This is a genomic window from Pseudomonas sp. RIT-PI-o, from assembly GCF_001297215.1.
GTDB lineage: Bacteria > Pseudomonadota > Gammaproteobacteria > Pseudomonadales > Pseudomonadaceae > Aquipseudomonas > Aquipseudomonas moraviensis_A.
The window spans coordinates 56,241-75,943 of the sequence record NZ_LHPA01000033.1; the positions used below are offsets into that span (position 1 = coordinate 56,241).

At 59.8% G+C, this 19,703-nt stretch carries 22 protein-coding genes; 16 read left to right on the forward strand and 6 right to left on the reverse strand.

All coding sequences use genetic code 11. From position 1 onward, the window contains the following. Positions 1 to 597: 597 nt before the first annotated feature. The 3 genes from AEQ63_RS20840 to AEQ63_RS20850 all read right to left on the reverse strand — a co-directional run bounded on the left by AEQ63_RS20840 (position 598) and on the right by AEQ63_RS20850 (position 2,271). A complete protein-coding gene (locus AEQ63_RS20840; protein ID WP_064364606.1) occupies positions 598 to 1,155 on the reverse strand; it encodes a Smr/MutS family protein in 558 nt (185 codons plus the stop codon). A 73-nt stretch (positions 1,156 to 1,228) separates the two neighbouring features. Continuing rightward, entirely contained in the window at positions 1,229 to 1,549 is a 321-nt protein-coding gene (locus AEQ63_RS20845; protein ID WP_016773771.1) for a hypothetical protein, read from the reverse strand. A 131-nt stretch (positions 1,550 to 1,680) separates the two neighbouring features. Beyond that, on the reverse strand, positions 1,681 to 2,271 hold the full coding sequence (locus tag AEQ63_RS20850; protein ID WP_042608497.1) for a cysteine hydrolase family protein: 591 nt from the start codon (positions 2,269 to 2,271) through the stop codon (positions 1,681 to 1,683). A 239-nt stretch (positions 2,272 to 2,510) separates the two neighbouring features. Here AEQ63_RS20850 and prmB point away from each other — a divergent pair, with 239 nt between their 5' ends. Beyond that, positions 2,511 to 3,419, forward strand: coding sequence for a 50S ribosomal protein L3 N(5)-glutamine methyltransferase (gene prmB, locus AEQ63_RS20855; protein ID WP_064364607.1), 909 nt, complete (start codon positions 2,511 to 2,513; stop codon positions 3,417 to 3,419). Positions 3,420 to 3,440: 21 nt separating this feature from the next. Here prmB and AEQ63_RS20860 read toward each other — a convergent pair whose 3' ends face one another. Both AEQ63_RS20860 and AEQ63_RS20865 read right to left on the reverse strand, forming a co-directional pair. Next, entirely contained in the window at positions 3,441 to 4,232 is a 792-nt protein-coding gene (locus AEQ63_RS20860) for a hypothetical protein (protein ID WP_042608495.1), read from the reverse strand. Positions 4,233 to 4,331: 99 nt separating this feature from the next. Continuing rightward, positions 4,332 to 5,285: an alpha/beta hydrolase gene (locus AEQ63_RS20865; protein ID WP_064364628.1), complete on the reverse strand. Its 954-nt coding sequence runs from the start codon at positions 5,283 to 5,285 to the stop codon at positions 4,332 to 4,334. Between the two features lie 130 nt (positions 5,286 to 5,415). Here AEQ63_RS20865 and aroC point away from each other — a divergent pair, with 130 nt between their 5' ends. The 5 genes from aroC to mtnC all read left to right on the forward strand — a co-directional run bounded on the left by aroC (position 5,416) and on the right by mtnC (position 9,636). Then, positions 5,416 to 6,507 (forward strand): chorismate synthase, encoded by a 1,092-nt coding sequence (aroC, locus tag AEQ63_RS20870; protein WP_064364608.1) that lies wholly within the window; start codon positions 5,416 to 5,418, stop codon positions 6,505 to 6,507. A 34-nt stretch (positions 6,508 to 6,541) separates the two neighbouring features. Further along, positions 6,542 to 7,687, forward strand: coding sequence for an MFS transporter (locus tag AEQ63_RS20875; protein ID WP_064364609.1), 1,146 nt, complete (start codon positions 6,542 to 6,544; stop codon positions 7,685 to 7,687). Beyond that, the gene (locus tag AEQ63_RS20880; protein ID WP_064364610.1) at positions 7,684 to 8,310 is read left to right on the forward strand and encodes a methylthioribulose 1-phosphate dehydratase; all 627 of its coding nucleotides are present in this window, start codon (positions 7,684 to 7,686) and stop codon (positions 8,308 to 8,310) included. The genes AEQ63_RS20875 and AEQ63_RS20880 overlap by 4 nt, the downstream gene beginning before the upstream one ends. Positions 8,311 to 8,402: 92 nt before the next feature. Next, positions 8,403 to 8,948 (forward strand): 1,2-dihydroxy-3-keto-5-methylthiopentene dioxygenase, encoded by a 546-nt coding sequence (locus AEQ63_RS20885; protein WP_064364629.1) that lies wholly within the window; start codon positions 8,403 to 8,405, stop codon positions 8,946 to 8,948. A gap of 4 nt (positions 8,949 to 8,952) precedes the next feature. Further along, positions 8,953 to 9,636, forward strand: coding sequence for an acireductone synthase (mtnC, locus tag AEQ63_RS20890; protein WP_064364611.1), 684 nt, complete (start codon positions 8,953 to 8,955; stop codon positions 9,634 to 9,636). Between the two features lie 178 nt (positions 9,637 to 9,814). Here mtnC and AEQ63_RS20895 read toward each other — a convergent pair whose 3' ends face one another. Further along, on the reverse strand, positions 9,815 to 10,093 hold the full coding sequence (locus tag AEQ63_RS20895; RefSeq protein WP_016773780.1) for a DUF3509 domain-containing protein: 279 nt from the start codon (positions 10,091 to 10,093) through the stop codon (positions 9,815 to 9,817). 385 nt (positions 10,094 to 10,478) lie between these two features. On the opposite strand from AEQ63_RS20895, the gene AEQ63_RS20900 reads away from it, so the two are divergent. The 10 genes from AEQ63_RS20900 to AEQ63_RS20945 all read left to right on the forward strand — a co-directional run bounded on the left by AEQ63_RS20900 (position 10,479) and on the right by AEQ63_RS20945 (position 19,678). Further along, positions 10,479 to 12,317, forward strand: a complete 1,839-nt coding sequence (locus AEQ63_RS20900) for a long-chain-acyl-CoA synthetase (protein ID WP_064364612.1) — start codon at positions 10,479 to 10,481, stop codon at positions 12,315 to 12,317. A gap of 95 nt (positions 12,318 to 12,412) precedes the next feature. Next, positions 12,413 to 12,934: an ankyrin repeat domain-containing protein gene (locus AEQ63_RS20905; protein WP_042608489.1), complete on the forward strand. Its 522-nt coding sequence runs from the start codon at positions 12,413 to 12,415 to the stop codon at positions 12,932 to 12,934. Positions 12,935 to 13,064: 130 nt separating this feature from the next. Next, a complete protein-coding gene (locus AEQ63_RS20910; protein ID WP_064364613.1) occupies positions 13,065 to 13,595 on the forward strand; it encodes a hypothetical protein in 531 nt (176 codons plus the stop codon). Positions 13,596 to 13,666: 71 nt separating this feature from the next. Further along, positions 13,667 to 13,858 (forward strand): PLDc N-terminal domain-containing protein, encoded by a 192-nt coding sequence (locus AEQ63_RS20915; RefSeq protein ID WP_016773784.1) that lies wholly within the window; start codon positions 13,667 to 13,669, stop codon positions 13,856 to 13,858. A gap of 241 nt (positions 13,859 to 14,099) precedes the next feature. Next, positions 14,100 to 14,975: a polyamine aminopropyltransferase gene (gene speE, locus AEQ63_RS20920; protein WP_016773785.1), complete on the forward strand. Its 876-nt coding sequence runs from the start codon at positions 14,100 to 14,102 to the stop codon at positions 14,973 to 14,975. A gap of 207 nt (positions 14,976 to 15,182) precedes the next feature. Then, positions 15,183 to 15,416 (forward strand): hypothetical protein, encoded by a 234-nt coding sequence (locus tag AEQ63_RS20925; RefSeq protein WP_042608487.1) that lies wholly within the window; start codon positions 15,183 to 15,185, stop codon positions 15,414 to 15,416. A gap of 208 nt (positions 15,417 to 15,624) precedes the next feature. Beyond that, the gene (locus tag AEQ63_RS20930; RefSeq protein WP_003223226.1) at positions 15,625 to 15,972 is read left to right on the forward strand and encodes a ribonuclease E inhibitor RraB; all 348 of its coding nucleotides are present in this window, start codon (positions 15,625 to 15,627) and stop codon (positions 15,970 to 15,972) included. Between the two features lie 533 nt (positions 15,973 to 16,505). Beyond that, positions 16,506 to 17,915, forward strand: a complete 1,410-nt coding sequence (locus AEQ63_RS20935; protein WP_064364614.1) for a circularly permuted type 2 ATP-grasp protein — start codon at positions 16,506 to 16,508, stop codon at positions 17,913 to 17,915. Between the two features lie 12 nt (positions 17,916 to 17,927). Continuing rightward, complete coding sequence (locus AEQ63_RS20940) at positions 17,928 to 18,878, forward strand: alpha-E domain-containing protein (protein ID WP_064364615.1); 951 nt, start codon at positions 17,928 to 17,930, stop codon at positions 18,876 to 18,878. Then, positions 18,875 to 19,678, forward strand: coding sequence for a transglutaminase family protein (locus tag AEQ63_RS20945; protein WP_064364616.1), 804 nt, complete (start codon positions 18,875 to 18,877; stop codon positions 19,676 to 19,678). Before AEQ63_RS20940 ends, AEQ63_RS20945 begins: the two co-directional genes overlap by 4 nt. The last annotated feature ends 25 nt before the right edge of the window (positions 19,679 to 19,703 follow it).

Genomic DNA, 19,703 nt, shown 5'->3' on the forward strand with positions numbered 1-19,703 from the left:
GCTCAGGATGTTGCGTAATCATCCCTGCTAGGTTCGGGTATTAGCACATACTCGAAGTACTGCTCGGAGTTAGGTTATCTCCAGGAGCAGCAAAATGAAGCACCCTCAAAGCGAGTGCAATTCTTCAGCCTTTATACCGCGACTACGCACGCTCCGGAAGCACCGGAATTGGCACTGCATCTCTGAAGAGAAAAGAGGGAAGCTGATGGCAGCATTCTGCATGGAGAAAGGCACTCTTTGCGTTTCGCGCAGATTTCCTTTGGCCGTGGGACGGCCTCCAAAGTACTGCTGTTAAGCACATTGCAAGCTCTGAGGCTTGGGAGCAGTCCCGCATCTTCATGAGCGATGCGGGGTTATGAGAAATTTTTGAATGAGAAACCCCGTACCAAATTCCGTACCAATAATCGTGTTTTGGTACGTTTTGACAGTCATCGGATTGGCTCAACTCCTTGAATTCATTAGCCCTGACAACCTACCGAATCCTTCGATACATCGCGGTGTAATTCTGTTCCAGGGACATGAAACTACCTGTGGGGATTTTCGCAAAGGGCAAGGGTACGGTGGCGGACACAACCCTGCAAGTTCGGTGTGACGGCTTTATTCGTCGCGACCTTCCATCATCGTCCGTTTAAGCATCACATAAACGGCGCCGGCGCCGCCGTGGCGGGCCTGGCAGGAGCAGAAGCCGAGGACTTGGGTGTGCTGCCGCAGCCAGGTGTTGACGTGGCTTTTGATCATCGGCCGCTTGCCATCCAGGCGCACCGCCTTGCCGTGAGTCACGCGCACGCAGCGAATTTCGAATCTGGTGGCTTCGGCGAGAAACGCCCAAAGCGTTTCCCGGGCCTTTTCCACGCTCATGCCGTGCAGGTCGAGGCTGCCTTCGAACGGGATTTGCCCGACCTTGAGCTTGCGCATCTGGCTTTCCTGCACGCCATCGCGGGACCACATCAGCTCGTCTTCCGGGCCGACGTCGATCACGAACTGGTCGGACAAGCCGTCAATGATAGTGGTGTCGCTGCGCACGGTGGCGGACTGACGCAGCTTGGCGATCTGCGCGCGGTCAGCCTTGGGTTTGCCGGTGTCGGCGCGGTCGTGCTTGATCGGCTTGACGCCCTGGATCGCACTTTTGAACAGAGAAAAATCGTCGTCTTGCATGTCAGCCTCCGCGAAGGGCGGCCAGTTTACCCAAGTCGACACAAAACGGCCCGGCAAAAAGCCAGGCCGTCGGTCAGTCGTGTTTTTTCATCAGGTGCGGGGACATGTTCAGTTCCCGCGATTGCCGTGCGCGACGGCGGCAGCGGCGCCACAGGGCAACGCCGAAGTACAGGAACAGCAAACCGACCGCGAGCATGATTGCCGAACCCAGCGGTGATGCGTTCAGGTCACCCAGCGCCGGCGGGCGCCCGAGCAGGCTGGCTGCGCCGGCCATCGCCAGCAGCACGCCGAACGTCGCCAGAATCGCCGAGATCGCCGCGCCAAATCGAAAACGCCAGTTGCTTTGGCCCTTGGGCCGCAAACGGCGTGCGTCAAATCCATCGGATAACTTCATTCCGACCTTCCTCAATGGTATCGGCCCTTCGACCGGGAGTTGACCGGGTTGTTCCTGAGGCTATGGCATTTGCGGCAAATCAGCGGATATAGCGGATGAGCGGCGCCAACGCACCGCTCACAAGGGCAGGATCAGATCAGCTCCTGAGTCTTGGCCAGCGTGGCGAAGTTGTCGGCCATGATCGCCATTTCCGCTTCCTGGACGCGTTCAGCACTGAGCACGCCGCCCTTGAACGGCAGATCGCGGGTCGCGCAGGCATCTTCGACCAGGGTGCAGCGGAAACCGAGGTTCTTCGCCGCGCGCACCGTGGTGCTGACGCTGGAGTGACTCATGAAACCGCAAACGATCAGGTCCAGCGAACCAAGGTTTTGCAGACGCTCGAGCAATTCGGTGCCATGGAACGCGCTAGGCAGCAGTTTGCCGATAATGGTTTCATCGCCCTGCGGTTCCAGGCCGGGGATGAATTCGCCACGTTCGCCCTGCGGGTCGAACAGGCCGCCAACGGTGCCGAGATGACGCACGTGCACGATCGGCCGACCGGCGGCACGGGCTGCGGCAACCACTTGTTTGATGTTCGCGACGGCCGCGTCCATGCCGCTCAGGGCCAGCGGGCCACTGAGGTATTCCTTCTGGGCATCGATGATGACCACGGTGGCATGGCTCAGTGTGGCCGCTGCGTAACCGCGACCGCTGAGTTGAAACATCGTTTTTGGAACGGACATTCTGGGGCTCCTCGGGGTGGGGCTTTTGCGACATTGTCCTCTGGCTGAGCGGTTCTGTGAATCGCTACCATCGTAGGCGCCGTCGTTCTTGGCCTGCAGCCTTGTCAAGTTACACGTTCCGTTCAATGCCTGATGCAAAAAAAAGAAATCTCCTACCGTCGCCGCACGGTTTTTCCTGCGTCGTCGTCGGGCGTTTTGGCTGCTAGAATCGCCAGTCGTTTTTTCTGGAGCTCTACGCCGTGATCACTTCCCGACTTCGTACCCTGCGCGACCACATCCGTTGGGCCGTCAGCCGCTTCCATGGGGAGGATCTGTTTTTCGGCCATGGCACCGACAACGCCTGGGACGAGGCGCGCCAATTGGTACTGGGCGCCTTGCACCTGCCGTGGGAAATCGCCGACAGCTACCTCGATTGCGCACTGGAAGATGACGAACTGGTCAGCCTGCAACGGCTGCTCAAGCGTCGCATCGAAGAACGCATCCCAACCGCCTATCTGCTCGGCGAAGCATGGTTCTGCGGCATGTCGTTCATCGTCGACCAGCGCGTGCTGATCCCGCGTTCGCCGATCGGTGAGCTGATCGAAAACCGCTTTGCGCCGTGGATCGGCGACGAGCCGGCGCGGATTCTCGATCTGTGCACTGGCTCCGGCTGCATCGGCATCGCCTGCGCCTACGAATTCCAGAACGCCGAAGTGGTGCTCGCGGATCTGTCATTCGAAGCGCTGGAAGTGGCCAATCAGAACATCGAGCGCCATGGCGTCGATGAGCGCGTCTACACAGTGCAGGGCGATGGTTTCGATGGCCTGCCGGGGCAGCGCTTCGATCTGATCGTGTCGACCCCGCCCTACGTCGACGCGGAAGATTTCGCCGACATGCCGGACGAATACCAGCACGAGCCGGAACTCGGTCTGGCCTGCGGCGATGATGGTCTGAATCTGGTCCGGCGCATGCTCGCCGAAGCGGCGGATCATCTGACCGAGAAGGGTTTGTTGATTGTCGAAGTGGGCAACAGCCAGGTCCACGTCGAAGCGTTGTACCCGGAAGTCGATTTTGCCTGGCTGGAATTCCAGCGCGGCGGGCATGGCGTATTCATGCTGACAGCGGAGCAGTGCCGCGCGCATCAGGCACTTTTCGCAGCTCGCGAATAGCCGCGACGCGGTTTCAAGCCATCAGCGGTGGGTAGCAATCCAGATCAACAATCCCGCCTGAAACACCGCAAACGCCACCAGACAGGTAATGGTGAAACGCAGTCCGGCGTCCTCACGCTTGAACTTGCTGACTTTCTCTTCCTGCTTCTTCAGCTTCACTTCCTGTTCGGCCAGATTCTGTTCGGCCTGCTGCAACATCTGCGCGGCCTCAAGAATCTCGACGATCTGCAGCTTTTCGCTGTTCCAGTCACCCAGCAGATCACCGACCTGCACAGCCTTGATGCTGCCTTTCAAATGCTGGGCATCGGCATAGGCTACGTCGAAGCCGTGCACGCGCAGAAAATGATCACGCCGCAAACGAGTGTCTTCGTTGAGCGCGTCCTTGTTGTTCAGGTCCATGCCGTCGACGGTGTAACCGGGCCAGCGTTTTTTCGCCCAGTTGATGCCTTGCGCGGCCATGAAACGGCCGATGCCGCGGTTCAGCGGTTCGATCTGCAGGCCGCTGTCGGGACCGAAGCTCACCCGTTTGGTCGCGTGGTCGACCCACACATCAAGATGATTCTGCTCTTTGCGCACGCGCTGGTTTGGCAGCTTGATCGCCATGCGCATCAGGCTGCGCTCTTTGCTGTTGCGCTCGGCGTAACCGAATTCGACGAAGCGCAACGGCCGGCCACCGGTATTGCGATCGGTCTGCAGCGGCGCGAGGCGGAGCATCTTGTGGTGCTCGGCCTGCACGTCCGCCCACGGCAGTTCGACCGCTGGCGGAGCGTCTTTTTCGGCGGTGGTGTCGGGTGAAGTCTGGGTGTCAGTCATAACGGCGAGATCCTGTCCAAGCCCTGCTTGCCGCCAGACGTTGCGCTGGCGACAAAGGCTTATCGGCCGTTTTCTGCCGGACTGGAGGGCAAACAGCAGTTAACTCGCGCGAATTCCGTCAATAAATTCGATGACGGCGGCGCCCAGTTCGGCGGCCAGTGGCAAATTCGGGTCCTTGTAGGAGGCCAATTGCCGCTTCATATCGTTGTGCACGATGCGCAGCACATGATTCATGCCTTCGATCACCGTCAATTGCGCGTCCGGTTTTGCCGCCTTGAGCAGCTTCGCATCCTCGGTGCCGACCTGAATGTCGTTGCTGCCTTGGACGATCAGTGCCGGCATTTTCAGCTGTGCAAAGGCTTGCGCCGGATCCTGGCGGAACAGCGAAATCAGGTACGGCTGGACGCTCGGGCGAAAAATCACCTGCAACGGTTGCGGCACGTTGTCATCGGTGTGCCCGGCCTTGAGGCTGTCGAGCAGTTCGTTGCTGCGCAGCATCAGCGGTGGCGGCAGGCTGCGGGCCAATTGCTCGCGGATCACCTGATCGACCGGCCGCGCGCTGCCGGACAGCGAGATCACCGCCGCTGCGTCCAGCTTCGGCGCGGCGAGGCTGGCAATCAGTGCGCCTTCGCTGTGGCCGAGCAGAATCAGTTTGCCGAAGCGCGGATCAGCCTTGAGCTTCTGCCCCCACGCCACCGCGTCCGCCGCATAGCCTTCCACCGACAGATTACGTTCATCGGGAGCCGCCGCCAGGCTCGCCGCGACGCCGCGCTTGTCGTAGCGCACGCTGGCGATGTTGTGTTTGGCCAGCACCCAGGCCAGACGCTTGAGGCTGTCATTGCGGCCGCCGTCCGGGTTGTTTCCGTCGCGATCTGTAGGACCCGAGCCAGAAATGATCAGAACAATCGGCACCGGGCTGTCGGACTTGGGCAGCAACAGCGAACCGAAAAGTTCGCCGCTGCCGGTGTCCAGAGTGACCGGGCGTTGTAGGACTGTCGCTTGGGCAAAGCCGGTGAAGAGGGTAAGACTCAAGATCAGAACTCGCAGCATCATCACGCCATCATTGGTCAAGGTGCCGGTTGGACTCGCCAGCACCACTAAGGTTCGAGGATGAACTACTCGGTTAGCCTGCGTATACTGGCGCGCATCAAGAATTCGGGTTTGATTTCACGGAGCGTCCTGCATGTCCGGCAATACCTACGGCAAGTTGTTCACTGTCACCACCGCTGGCGAAAGCCATGGTCCGGCGTTGGTCGCCATTGTCGACGGCTGCCCGCCGGGCCTGGAGATTTCCCTGGAAGATCTGCAGCGCGACCTCGATCGCCGCAAACCGGGCACCAGCCGCCACACCACCCAGCGTCAGGAAGCCGATGAAGTCGAAATCCTCTCCGGCGTGTTCGAGGGCCGTACCACCGGTTGCGCGATTGGCCTGCTGATTCGCAACACCGATCAGAAGTCCAAGGACTACTCGGCGATCAAGGACCTGTTCCGCCCGGCCCACGCCGACTACACCTACCACCACAAGTATGGCGAGCGCGATTATCGCGGCGGCGGCCGCAGTTCGGCCCGGGAAACCGCGATGCGCGTGGCGGCCGGGGCGATCGCCAAGAAGTATCTGGCCAGTCAGGGCATCGTCATTCGCGGTTACATGAGCCAGCTCGGTCCGATCGAGATTCCGTTCAAGACCTGGGATTCGGTAGAGGAGAACGCCTTCTTCAGTCCCGATCCAGACAAGGTGCCGGAGCTGGAAGCCTATATGGACCAGTTGCGCCGCGATCAGGACTCGGTGGGGGCGAAGATCACCGTGGTCGCCGAAGGGGTGATGCCGGGTCTCGGCGAGCCGATTTTCGACCGCCTCGACGCCGAGCTTGCCCACGCGCTGATGAGCATCAACGCGGTCAAGGGCGTGGAGATCGGCGCCGGTTTCGCCTGTGTCGCCCAGCGCGGCACCGAACACCGCGATGAACTGACGCCGGAAGGTTTCCTCAGCAACAACGCTGGCGGCATCCTCGGCGGTATCTCGTCCGGTCAGCCGATCGTTGCGCATCTGGCGTTGAAACCGACCTCGAGCATTACCACGCCGGGGCGTTCGATCGATGTGAACGGCAACCCGGCCGATGTGATCACCAAGGGCCGTCACGACCCATGCGTCGGCATCCGCGCGACACCGATTGCCGAGGCGATGATGGCCATCGTGCTGATGGATCACCTGTTGCGCCACCGCGGGCAGAACGCCGATGTGCGCGTGAGCACGCCGGTGCTGGGCCAGCTCTGATGGCTGCGCTCGAAGCCGTCGCGGCATAACCGGCGTGGCGGCGCTCCCGTACTGGCGGCTGTCCAGTTTCTATCTGTTCTATTTCGCCTTGCTCGGTTCGACAGCGCCGTTTCTGGCGCTGTACTTCGATCACCTCGGCTTCAGCGCCGCGCGCATCGGCGAGCTGGTGGCGATTCCGATGCTGATGCGCTGCGTGGCGCCGAACATCTGGGGCTGGCTCGGCGATTACACCGGCAGACGCCTGGCCATTGTGCGCTTCGGCGCGGTCTGCACGTTGCTGACCTTTTCGCTGATCTTCGTCAGCCAGACCTATGCCTGGCTGGCGATGGTCATGGCCCTGCATGCGTTTTTCTGGCACGCGGTGCTGCCGCAGTTCGAAGTCATCACCCTCGCGCATCTGCAGGGTCAGACCTCGCGCTACAGTCAGATTCGCCTGTGGGGCTCGATCGGCTTCATCATCACCGTGGTGGTCTTGGGGCGGTTGTTCGAATGGCTGAGCCTGGACATCTACCCGGCGGCACTGGTGCTGATCATGGCCGGCATTGTTCTGAGCAGTCTGTGGGTGCCGAACGCGCAACCCGCACAGGGCAATCGGCCGGCGGGAGAGGGCTTTCTCAGGCAATTGCGCCATCCTGGCGTGTTGGCATTTTATGCTTGTGTGGCGCTGATGCAGGTCAGCCACGGGCCGTATTACACTTTTCTGACTTTGCACCTCGAGCGCCTCGGTTACAGTCGTGGCGTCATCGGCATGCTTTGGGCTGTTGGCGTCGTCGCGGAAGTACTGATGTTCATGGCCATGAGTCGCATTCTGGCGCGGTTTTCCCTGCGCCGGGTGCTGCTGGCGAGTTTCCTGCTGGCGGCGTTGCGCTGGCTGCTACTTGGGTCGTTCGCTGAATTTCTCTGGGTGCTGTTGTTCGCCCAAGTGCTGCACGCAGCGACTTTTGGCAGCTTTCATGCGGCTGCCATCGCTTTCGTGCAACGTAGTTTCGGCGCCCGCCAGCAAGGTCAGGGCCAAGCGCTGTATGCGGCACTGGCCGGCACCGGCGGGGCGCTCGGCGCGCTGTATTCCGGCTACAGCTGGAATGCCCTCGGCCCGACATTGACCTTTAGTATTGCCAGTCTCGCAGCGCTCGCCGCTGCCGTTATCATTGCCACCCGTATGCAAGAGGACAGGCCATGAGCCTTAGCCGTGAACAGCTCGCCCAACAGATCGTCGACGCCGGGCGTTTTCTATATGGCCGCGGCTGGTCGCCAGCCACCAGCAGCAACTATTCGACACGCCTGTCGCCAAGCGAGGCGTTGCTGACCGTGTCGGGCAAACACAAAGGCCAGTTGAGCGTGGATGACGTGCTCGCCACCGATTTGTCCGGCAACAGCCTGGAGCCGGGCAAGAAACCCTCCGCCGAAACCTTGCTGCACACCCAACTCTACAGTTGGCGCGCGGAGATCGGCGCGGTGCTGCACACCCATTCGGTGAATGCCACGGTGCTGTCGCGCCTGACCCCGGAAGCCTTCATCGAGTTTGAAGACTACGAACTGCAAAAAGCTTTCAGCGGCATTTCCACCCACGAATCACGGGTGCGTGTGCCGATTTTCGACAATGATCAGGACATTGCGCGCCTCGCCGCCAAGGTGCAGCCTTGGCTCGACGCCCATCCCGACTGCGTTGGTTATCTGATTCGCGGGCATGGCCTCTACACGTGGGGCGCGCAGATGAGCGACGCACTACGGCAGATCGAGGCTTTCGAATTCCTGTTTGAATGCGAGTTGAAAACCCGCAGCGTCATGAACCGCCAAGGCTGAGTTCACCAGAAACAGCCCGTTTGCCTGATGACATGCTGCGCCCGACCGGTCTTGAAGAGCCGGACGGCGCCGCCGCTACCGAGGAATTGCCCATTAGCAGCCTGTCCGTTTATCACGTTTCCAGCCCTGAGATTCCCAACAAGGTGCTGACCCATTTCGAAGACATTGCTTCGACGCTGGCCGAGCAGGGCGTGCGTTTCGACCGCTGGCAAGCCGCCGCGAAGATCCAGCCCGGCGCCAGTCAGGAAGAAGTCATCAGCGCTTATAAAGAGCAGATCGACAAGCTGATGACCGAGCGCGGTTACATCACCGTTGATGTGATCAGTCTCAACAGTGATCACCCGCAAAAAGCCGAACTGCGCGCCAAGTTCCTTGAAGAACACCGCCATGGCGAAGACGAAGTGCGATTTTTCGTCGCAGGTCGCGGCTTGTTTACCCTGCACATCGACGATTACGTCTATGCCGTGCTGTGCGAGAAGAACGACCTGATCTCGGTTCCGGCGGGCACCAGGCACTGGTTTGACATGGGCGAGCATCCACATTTCGTGGCGATCCGTCTGTTCAACAACCCGGAAGGCTGGGTTGCCAACTTCACCGGCGAAGACATCGCTGGCCGCTTCCCGCGTCTGGAGGACTGAAACCGTGTCGATCAAAGCCATCCTCACCGACATCGAAGGCACCACCAGCGCGGTGAGTTTCGTCTTCGATGTGCTGTTTCCCTACGCCGCCAGACACTTGCCGGATTTCGTGCGCCAGAACGCTTCCCGCACCGACGTCGCTGAGCAACTCGACGCCGTACGCCGCGACAGCAATGAGGCGCACGCCGACGTTGAACGCGTCGTTGAAATCCTCTTGAGCTGGATCGCCGAAGACCGCAAGGCCACGCCGCTCAAGGCATTGCAAGGCATGGTCTGGGAACAGGGCTATCAGGCCGGGCAACTGAAAGGTCACGTTTATCCGGACGCAGTCGAAGCGCTGCAACGTTGGCATGCGGCCGGGTATCAGCTGTTTGTTTACTCGTCCGGCTCGATCCAGGCACAGAAGCTGATCTTCGGTTGTTCGGAGGCGGGCGATCTGACGCCGCTGTTCAGCGGCTATTTCGATACCACATCAGGGCCCAAGCGTGAGGCGCAGTCCTATCGCAATATTCAGCAGGCGGTGGGTGTTGAAGCAGATGAAATCCTGTTTCTTTCGGACATCGTCGAAGAGCTCGATGCTGCGCAGTCAGTCGGTCTGAAGACCTGCGGCCTGGCGCGTGAAGGCGGGGAGTTGCCGGGGCACGTCACGGTGGACAGCTTTACCGGAATCGAACCGGAAGCATTCTGACCCTACAGTGGAAATTGTAGGAGCGAGCCTGCTCGCGAAAGCGATGTGTCATTGAAGTAATCTGTATCTGACAACACCGCATTCGCGAGCAGGCTCGCTCCCACAGTAGATATGTCGCAGACATAAACAAACAGGCCGTGAAGCGCATGCTCCACGGCCTGTTTTTGTTTAAAACAACTTACAGCGAGTGATACGTCGGCAGGGCAAAACGCTGCTGGCTCTGCAGCATTGCGATTTGCGGCAACTCGCTGGCTTGTTCGGCCAGGTCACGGCGGATCGCGCTGATCGCCCAGGACAGTTGGTCACCGGCGTGCAGTTGCTGATACGAGAGTGCGCGTTTGAAGACTTTGCCGTCGCTGCTACGCAGAGTGAGCAGGATGCCACCGTCAGGACGTGGGGCAGTGCTGACTTCGTAGTTGGAGAACAGCGATGTAAATTTTTCTTGAATCAGGCTCATGTCATCAGCTCCGTATGTACTTGAATGGCAAGCATGCGGAGGTAGTTGCAGCGTTTGTGCCAGTATTGATTCGAATAAAATCCCTTTAAAATCAACATGTTAAAAGCATTGCATTTTGCAGGTGTCGTGCAATCTGCATGAATGGCCATCGTGCATCCTGCATTTTGCGTGATTTTTCTCTGTGCTACGGAACCAAACGTCCGTACCAGAATCGACGCCCACCTCGTCGGTGCGACGGGATACAAATCATTGCAAAAACCGCGTGTACAGCCCCGCGAGCGCTGACGTACTTTCCTTCTCGACCCTCGACATAAACGCGTCGGTTGCAGCCATACCCGATAACAAGAACAGCGATCCGCACGCCCGGGTCGAACGGGGAGCTTTCATGCGTCACGCACCGAGCGACACGATTACCTGGAGCATGATGCTCCGCAAACTGCCGATGATCGCCAAAGCCATCCCACGGGTGGTCAAAGGCATGAAGGTGGCCAACGTCACGGATCCGACCCAAGCGTGTGGCCTCGGCTGGACCTTCGAGCAAGCGGCGCTGCGCAATCCGGACGGCGTGGCGTTGATGCAGGATGAGGTTGCGCTGACCTACACGCAGGTCAACCAGTGGGCCAATCGCATCGCGCATTATCTGAGCGAGCAGGGCATCGGCAAGGGTGATGTGGTCGCGGTGTTCATCGAGAACCGTGCGGAATTGCTGGTGACCATTCTCGCGCTGGCCAAGCTCGGTGCGGTCAGTGCGCTGCTCAATACCTCGCTGATACGCGACACGCTTATCCACAGCATCAACCTGGTCGCACCCGTGGCCATCGTGGTCGGCGAAGAGTTGACGGCGGCCTATGCCGGCGTGCGTGATCAAGTTTCTATCGCTGCACCGCGCACATGGTTTGTCGCCGATCACGACACTTACAGCCATCCGGGCATCGCGCCCGACGGTTACGTCAATCTGATCAGCGCCAGTGCCGACGCCAGCAGCGATAACCCGCCGAGCAGCGCGCAGATTTTCTTCGACGATCCTTGTTTCTATATCTACACCTCCGGCACCACCGGCCTGCCCAAGGCCGGGGTGTTCAAGCACGGCCGCTGGATGCGCAGCTCGGCGAGCTTCGGCATGATCGCCCTCGATATGCGCCCGGACGACGTCGTCTATTGCACCTTGCCGCTGTATCACGCCACCGGCCTGTGCGTGTGCTGGGGATCGGCGATCAACGGCGCTTCGGGTTTTGCCATCCGGCGCAGATTCAGCGCCAGTCAGTTCTGGAATGATGTGCGTCGCTATCGCGCGACCACTATCGGTTATGTCGGCGAGTTGTGCCGCTATCTGGTCGAGCAACCGGCCAGCGCCGATGACAGCTGCCACGACGTACGCAAGATGATCGGCAATGGCTTGCGTCCCGGTGCCTGGGCCGAGTTCAAGACGCGTTTTGCCGTCGAGCACATCTGTGAGCTGTACGCGGCGAGCGACGGCAATATCGGTTTCAGCAATATCCTCAATTTCGACAACACCGTCGGTTTTTCGCTGATGGACTGGGAACTGGTTGCCTACGATCACGACAGTGGCGAGCCGTTGCGCGGCAATGACGGTTTCATGCGCAAGGTCGGCAAGGGCGAGCAGGGCCTGCTGCTGGCTCGGATCGACGACAAGGCGCCGCTGGACGGTTACACCGATCCGCAGAAAACCGCCCGCGTCGTACTGCACGATGTGTTCAACAAGGGCGATCGTTTTTTCAACACCGGCGACCTGCTGCGCAACATCGGTTTCGGTCACGCGCAGTTCGTTGATCGCCTCGGCGATACCTATCGCTGGAAGGGTGAAAACGTGTCGACCACCGAAGTCGAGAACCTGTTGCTGCAGCATCCGTTGATTTCTGAAGCGGTGGCGTATGGCGTAGAAATTCCCAATACCAACGGACGTGCGGGGATGGCTGCAATCACGCCCGCCGAATCCTTGGCCACGCTGGATTTCGCCGAATTGCTGAGTTTCGCCCGGCAGCGTATGCCGGCCTACGCCGTGCCGTTGTTCCTGCGGGTGAAGGTGAAAATGGAGACCACCGGAACCTTCAAATACCAGAAGACCCGCCTGAAAAAGGAAGGCTTCGACCCCGGTCTTACGGGCGATGACCCGATCTTCGCCTGGCTGCCGGGCAGCGCAACCTATGTGCATGTCAGTGAGGAAATCCTCGCTGACATTCAACAGGGCAAACATCGATATTGAATGTGGCTATCGCGCCGCTCGGAAAAAACCGAGTGACAGCCACCGTCGCGCTCGGGAAACTGTCGGCTTTCCGATAGACCGAAATGGAGTGCCACATGTCTGACCAAAGCCGCCAGATGACCCCTGAGGAAGCTGCCGAATTCACCGAGCAGGTTTTCAACAAGGCGCGCGACGGTGATGCCGAGATGCTCGATCGCCTGGTGACTGCCGGGCTGCCAGTGAACCTGAAAAACAGCAAGGGCGACACGCTGCTGATGCTCGCCAGCTACTACGGCCATGTTGATGCGGTGAAGGTCCTGCTTAAACACAAAGCCGATCCGGAAATGCGCAATGGCAACGGCCAGAGCCCGATTGCCGGCGCTGCGTTCAAAGGCGATCTGGCGGTGGTCAGAGCGCTGGTCGAGGCGGGCGCCGAAATCGAAGGCTCGTCGTTCGACGGCCGCACGGCATTGATGATGGCGGCGATGTTCAACCGCGTTGAAATCGTCGATTACCTGATCGGCAAGGGTGCCGACCCGAAAGCCAAGGACGCCAATGGCGTCACCGCGCTGGATGCGGCCCGGACCATGGGCGCAGTCGATACCACCGCGCAGTTGGAAAAGTTGTTGGCTTCATAAACGTCAAAAGATCGCAGCCGGTCCGCAATCACGCGCAGAATCTGTGGGAGCTGCCGAAGGCTGCGATCTTTTGCTTTTCTGCGCTATTCTTCGCGCCCGCAAAATCTGCCTCCATCACAGGATCCGCCTCATGAAAGCCGCACTCGTCGAACTCATCAGCAAAATCAGCTCCGGCTGCATGGGCGAGGACGAGATCCTGAAAGTGGCCGACGAAGCCGCGCAGGCCTACGCCGATGCCGATGCTTTTCTGACAGCCAACCCGGACATCAACTACGACGACACTTTCCCGATTCCGCTGGGTGAGTGGGTGGTGGTGGGCAGCCTGCCGGAAACCGTATTGTTCCAGGCCGACACCTACGTCGATCTGTTCGCACAAATCGTTGCCTCGTTCGGTCCGGGCGTGGATTTCAACCTCAAGCCCAAGCAACTGGCGAAGACCGAAGCGCTGACCGCACTCAACCGCATTCAGGTGCAGATGAGCAGCCTGAACAAGGAAAACGGCGGCTACACGCTGATGAACTTCAGCCAGTTGCTCGACGATGAACTGCAAATGGTCCTGGTCTACGGCAACGATGTGCCACGCGTGCTCGAGTTGTGCGCCGAGATTGGCATCGTCGCTGCGCCGGCACTGGAGGCCTTGAAGGTCGCCGTTCACGTCTGAACGCAATAAAAGGGAACCCTGCGCGCGACCGTCTATCCTAAAAGTGCATGCCACTATTCTGGAGCGACACCATGGGTTCCACGTTCAATGGTCTGATTGGCCTGATCATCCTTGCCCTCGACATCTGGGCAATCATCAACGTGCTGAAAAGCGGCGCCTCCACCGGGATGAAAATCGTCTGGGTGTTGCTGATCATCCTCCTGCCGGTGCTGGGCCTGATCATCTGGGCGATTGCCGGGCCACGGGGCAACGTCCGGATCTGAGCTGATTTTCGATCACACTGTCATCCCTGTGGGAGCGAGCCTGCTCGCGAAGACGTTGTGTCAGTCGCCATCACCGGCAACTGATGCTCCGCTTTCGGGAGCAGGCTCGCTCCCACAGTGGTTTGCGGTGGTAAAAAACGAGCTGAGGTTCGACCTGTCATCTTCGGCAACGTAGAATGCGCGCCTTTCCCGGGCAATCGTCCCCACGATGGCGCCCGCGCATTTACCGGAGCACTTGACCATGACCGTCACCAAGACCAGCGAGTACCTGGAAACCCTCTACGAAGGCTATGGCCAGCGTTTTCGCATGGAAAAACTGCTGCACGAAGTGCGCACCGAGCACCAGCATCTGGTGATCTTCCAAAACCCGCGCATGGGCCGGGTGATGGCGCTGGACGGCGTGATCCAGACCACCGAAGCCGACGAATTCATCTACCACGAAATGCTCACCCACGTGCCGATCCTTGCCCACGGCACTGCCAAGCGTGTGCTGATCATTGGCGGCGGTGATGGCGGTATGTTGCGCGAAGTGACCAAGCACGCCGGCGTCGAGCACATCACCATGGTCGAAATCGACGGCACCGTGGTCGACATGTGCAAGGAATTCCTGCCGAACCATTCCGCCGGTGCCTACGACGATCCCCGCCTGAACCTGGTGATCGATGACGGTATGCGTTTCGTCGCTACCACTACTGAAAAATTCGACGTGATCATTTCCGACTCCACCGATCCGATCGGCCCGGGCGAAGTGCTGTTCTCGGAGAACTTCTACCAGGCGTGCCACCGTTGCCTGAACGAAGGCGGCATCCTCGTCACCCAGAACGGCACGCCGTTCATGCAGATCGACGAAGTCAAAACCACCGCTGGCCGCCTGCGCAGCCTGTTCCCGGACTGGCACTTCTACCAGGCCGCCGTGCCGACCTACATCGGCGGCTCGATGACCTTCGCCTGGGGCTCGACCAACCCGGCCTACCGCAAGCTCAGCCGTGAAACCCTGCAACAGCGCTTCATCGGCAGCGGCATCGTTACCCGCTACTACAACCCGGAAATCCACATCGGCGCATTCGCTCTGCCGCAATACGTGCTGCAAGCGGTGAACAAGCCGAGCAACGACTAATACTTCCCCGCAAAACCTCTTTGTGAGAGCGAGCCTGCTCGCGAAAGCTTTTTCCCAGTCGATGTATCTGTGACTGGCAGACCGCAATCGCGAGCAGGCTCACTCCTACAATTCACGATCATCGGCTGTAATCCTTTTGAACCAACTCTCGCGGAAAAAAGTCGAGATAAAGGTAAGCCCATTTACGGGTTGATCGAGGAGGCACTGATGCAAAAGTGGAAAGTCACTTTCGTGGATGATCATGGTGAAATCGTTGATGAGATCTTCGAACGTGAGGAATGCCCGTCCGATGATGAAGCCGCGCGGCTGATCAAGGAGCGGCTTCTTCCGGTGGCCGCCCAGCTGGATCTCAATGATCTGGAAGGGCGCACCGCCGATGCCGGGGTGAAAAACCTCAAGACCCAGAACGGCATCGAAATCCGCAGCATCACACCTGTCTGAACACATCCTGTCATCTCGTAAACCAGGCCTTGGCAGCGGCGCTCTCTTGGGGCTACTCTGCAAGCGAGATCAGCGAATGGATCGCTAAGGTCTGGTCTTGTCAGCTACATGCTTGTTTCCCGCGCGCAACCACGTTGCCGTAGTACTTAGGCCAAAGGCCCGGGGCGGGAATACGGAAAGTCTATCCATCAATCGAGGGGGACGATTCATGAGCACAGCCTATCAAGAAGACATCAGCAGCAACGTTCTGCGCCGCATGAAAGAAGGCGGTTTCGATTTTTCCCGGTTCCATCCCATCGAGTTCTACGCGATTTTCCCGGACGAGGAGCGGGCGCGCAGGGCAGCAGGCAAATTTCGCGGTGAGTCCATCAATGCCCAGGTCAGTGCGCGCGACGACGGCGCCTGGTCGCTGGAATTGAGCAAAGTGATGTACGCAACCTACGACGACATTGGCGATTTCGAGCAGGGCTTTTCCGCCGTGGTCGAGCCGCTGGGCGGCATTATCGAGGGTTGGGGCGTGAAGCAGGAGGTGCGCAATCGTTACCGCCTGAATTGAGCTTGAGCATTTTGTATCGGACAACGGCTGACCTTCGGGTCGGCCGTTGTCGTTTTAAAGATCAAAAGATCGCAGCCTTCGGCAGCTCCTACAGGTGATCGTGTAGGAGCTGCCGAAGGCTGCGATCTTTTGCTTTTGCATTCAAAATATTTCAGAAAACCAAAAAAAAGCCACCGGAGAGGGTGGCTAAAAGGGAAGACGGGTATGCAGTGAAGTCTTTGCGGGGCGGGGCTGGCAAGGCAGTCCAGGTCAATTCGGCGAGCAGCTTTGCAGCGCCATGCCGATGAAGTTTTGCAGCGAATGCGCGGATTATCCACAGTCGCTGCCGGGCAGTGAAATCAACTCTGACTATGCTGGTGATAGGCGATGCAGTGCGTCGCAATGAAGCGGGGGCAATCGGGTCGGGGCATTTGCCGCACAGGAATGGTGCGCTGCCTTTGGCGTGGATCCACAACCGATTGAATTCAAAGCGTTTATGCCGATGGCACGGGCCTTGCGAAGGCCTGTATGTCCGGAGTGACAAGGAGTACGGCATGATCCGCACCTGTTTTGACGAGATGTACGATGCTGGCGGACTGGTTCGCCCGCATTACCGGGAATTTGCCCGCTGGCTGGCCGAGACGCCCGACGAGTTGCTTGCGCAACGCCGACGCGAGGCTGATCTGCTGTTCCATCGTGCCGGGATCACTTTCACGCTTTATGGCGACGAGCAGGGCACCGAGCGCCTGATTCCGTTCGACACCATTCCGCGCAGCATACCGGCCAGTGAGTGGCGAATCGTCGAGCCCGGTTGTATCCAGCGGGTCAAGGCGCTGAACATGTTCCTCGCCGACCTCTACCACGAGCAGCGCATCATCAAGGCCGGGATCATTCCCGCCGAACAGGTGCTGGCCAACGAGCAATACCAGCTGGCAATGCAGGGCCTGGATCTGCACCGCGACATCTATTCGCATATTTCCGGCGTCGATCTGGTGCGCGATGGCGATGGCACTTATTACGTCCTCGAAGACAACCTGCGCACACCCAGCGGCGTCAGCTACATGCTCGAAGACCGCAAGATGATGATGCGGCTGTTCCCTGAGCTGTTCGCCGCTCAGCGCATCGCCCCGATCGATCACTACCCCAATCTGCTGCTCGACACCCTGAAAAGCTCAAGTCCGATCGACAACCCCAGCGTAGTGGTGCTGACGCCGGGGCGCTTCAACAGCGCGTTCTTCGAGCATGCGTTTCTCGCGCGGGAAATGGGCGTTGAACTGGTGGAAGGCGCGGACCTGTTCGTGCGCGACGACAAGGTGTTCATGCGCACCACCGACGGCCCGAAAGCCGTCGATGTGATTTATCGCCGCCTCGACGATGCCTTCCTCGACCCGCTGGCATTCAACCCGGATTCGATGCTCGGCGTGCCGGGGCTGCTGTCGTCCTATCGCTCCGGCAATGTGGTGCTGGCCAATGCCATCGGCACCGGAGTGGCGGACGATAAATCGGTTTACCCGTTTGTCACCGACATGATCCGTTTCTACCTCGACGAAGAGCCGATTCTGAAGAACGTGCCGACCTGGCAATGCCGCAACCCGTCCGAGTTGTCCCACGTGCTGGCCAATCTTCCGGATCTGGTGGTCAAGGAAACCCAGGGCTCCGGCGGTTACGGGATGCTGGTCGGGCCGGCCGCGACGAGCGCGGAAATCGATGCCTTTCGCGAGCGCATCAAAGCCAAGCCCCATGCCTACATCGCGCAGCCGACGCTGTCGCTGTCGACGTGCCCGACCTTTGTCGAAAACGGCATCGCGCCGCGCCATATCGACCTGCGCCCGTTCGTACTGTCCGGCCGCGAGACCCGGGTCGTGCCCGGAGGTTTGACCCGTGTCGCGTTGCGTGAAGGCTCCCTGGTGGTGAATTCCTCCCAGGGTGGCGGCACCAAGGACACCTGGGTAGTCGAGGATTGAAGGAAGCTTGCCATGTTAAGTAGAACTGCCTCGGATCTGTACTGGATGTCGCGTTACCTGGAGCGTGCGGAGAACCTCGCACGCATGCTCGACATCAGTTATTCACTGTCGCTGATGCCGCAGGACGGGCGCGGCGATGGTCTGCACGAACTCGCCATGCCGTTGCTGATTACCGGCACTCTCGATGATTACCATGACCGCCACTGCGATCTGCACGCCGAACGCCTGCTGCATTTCTTTGCGCTGGACGCGGCCAACCCGGCGAGCATCTACAGCTGCCTCGGCGCGGCGCGGGCCAGTGCCCATGCGGTGCGCGGGCGAATCACCGCCGACATGTGGGAAAACATCAACGCAACCTGGCTGGAAATCCGCGGCATCGCCGAACAGGGTCTGAGCCGCTACGGCATGAGCCGTTTCTGCGAATGGATCAAGGAGCGCTCGCACCTGTTCCGAGGCGCGTCCTACGGCACGATCATGCGCAACGACGCGTTTCGTTTTATCCGTCTGGGCACGTTCATCGAGCGCGCGGACAACACGCTGCGCCTGCTCGATGCCCGCTACGAAATGGCCGGCGATCAGGCCGAAGCGGTCAGTGATGGCACAGCGCACGCCTATTACCAGTGGAGTGCGCTGCTGCGAGCGTTGTCGTCGTTCGAGGCCTACACCGAAATCTACCGCGATGCGCCCGGCGCCCGGCACGTCGCCGAATTGCTTTTGTTGCGCGCCGATGTACCCCGTTCGCTGCGTGCCTGTACCGAAGAAATCGACCAGATCCTCGCGCAACTGCCCGGCGCCAACGGCCGCCCGGCACAACGCCTGGCGGCGGAAATGGACGCGCGCCTGCGCTACACCGGCATCAACGAAATCCTCGAAGAAGGCCTGCACGCCTGGCTGACCGAATTCATCCCGTTGGTGCGCCAGTTGGGCAACGCCATTCACAGTTCCTACCTGGAGGCTGCATGAGACTTTCCATAAGCCACGAGACCACCTATCACTACGAAGATCAGGTGCGCGCGAGCATCCAGTACCTGCGCCTGACGCCTCACGACAGCGAGCGTCAGCACGTGCTCAGTTGGCAGCTGGATTTACCGCGCCCGGTGCGTGCGCAACTCGATCCGTTCGGCAACATCCTGCATGTATTGACCATGGACGAGCCCCACGAAGCGATCATCATTGGTGCCCGTGGTCAGGTCGATATCGATGAATTGCGCGAGGCCGAACATGAAAGCCAGTCAGCGCTGCCGTTCCTGCGCTTCACGCGCATGACCGAAGCCGATGAAGCCTTGCGCGAGTTTGCCGGGAAAAACTGCAAGCAACGGCGTGATCGCACCGCGCTGATCGATTTGATGTGCGCATTGAATCAGCACATGACCTACACGCCGGGCTCGACCGTGGTCGACACCAGCGCCGCCGAAGCCTTCGCCGGTCGCGCCGGGGTCTGTCAGGATCATGCGCACGCCTTTCTCGCCTGCGCGCGCAGCCTCGGCATACCGTCGCGTTATGTCTCGGGTTATCTGTACAGCGAGGATTGCGAGCATCTGGCCAGCCATGCCTGGGCGGAAGCGTGGCTGGATGACGCGTGGTACAGCTTCGACGTGACCAACCAACTGTCGCGTCCGGAGCGCCACCTGAAACTGGCGGTGGGCCTGGATTATCTCGATGCCTGCCCGGTACGCGGCATGCGCCGGGGCGGCGGCTGCGAGCAGATGCACGCGAAAGTGTTCGTCTCGCCGACGCCGATCATCTCCGTCCAGCAACAATAAGGATCTGCACAATCCCCTGTAGGAG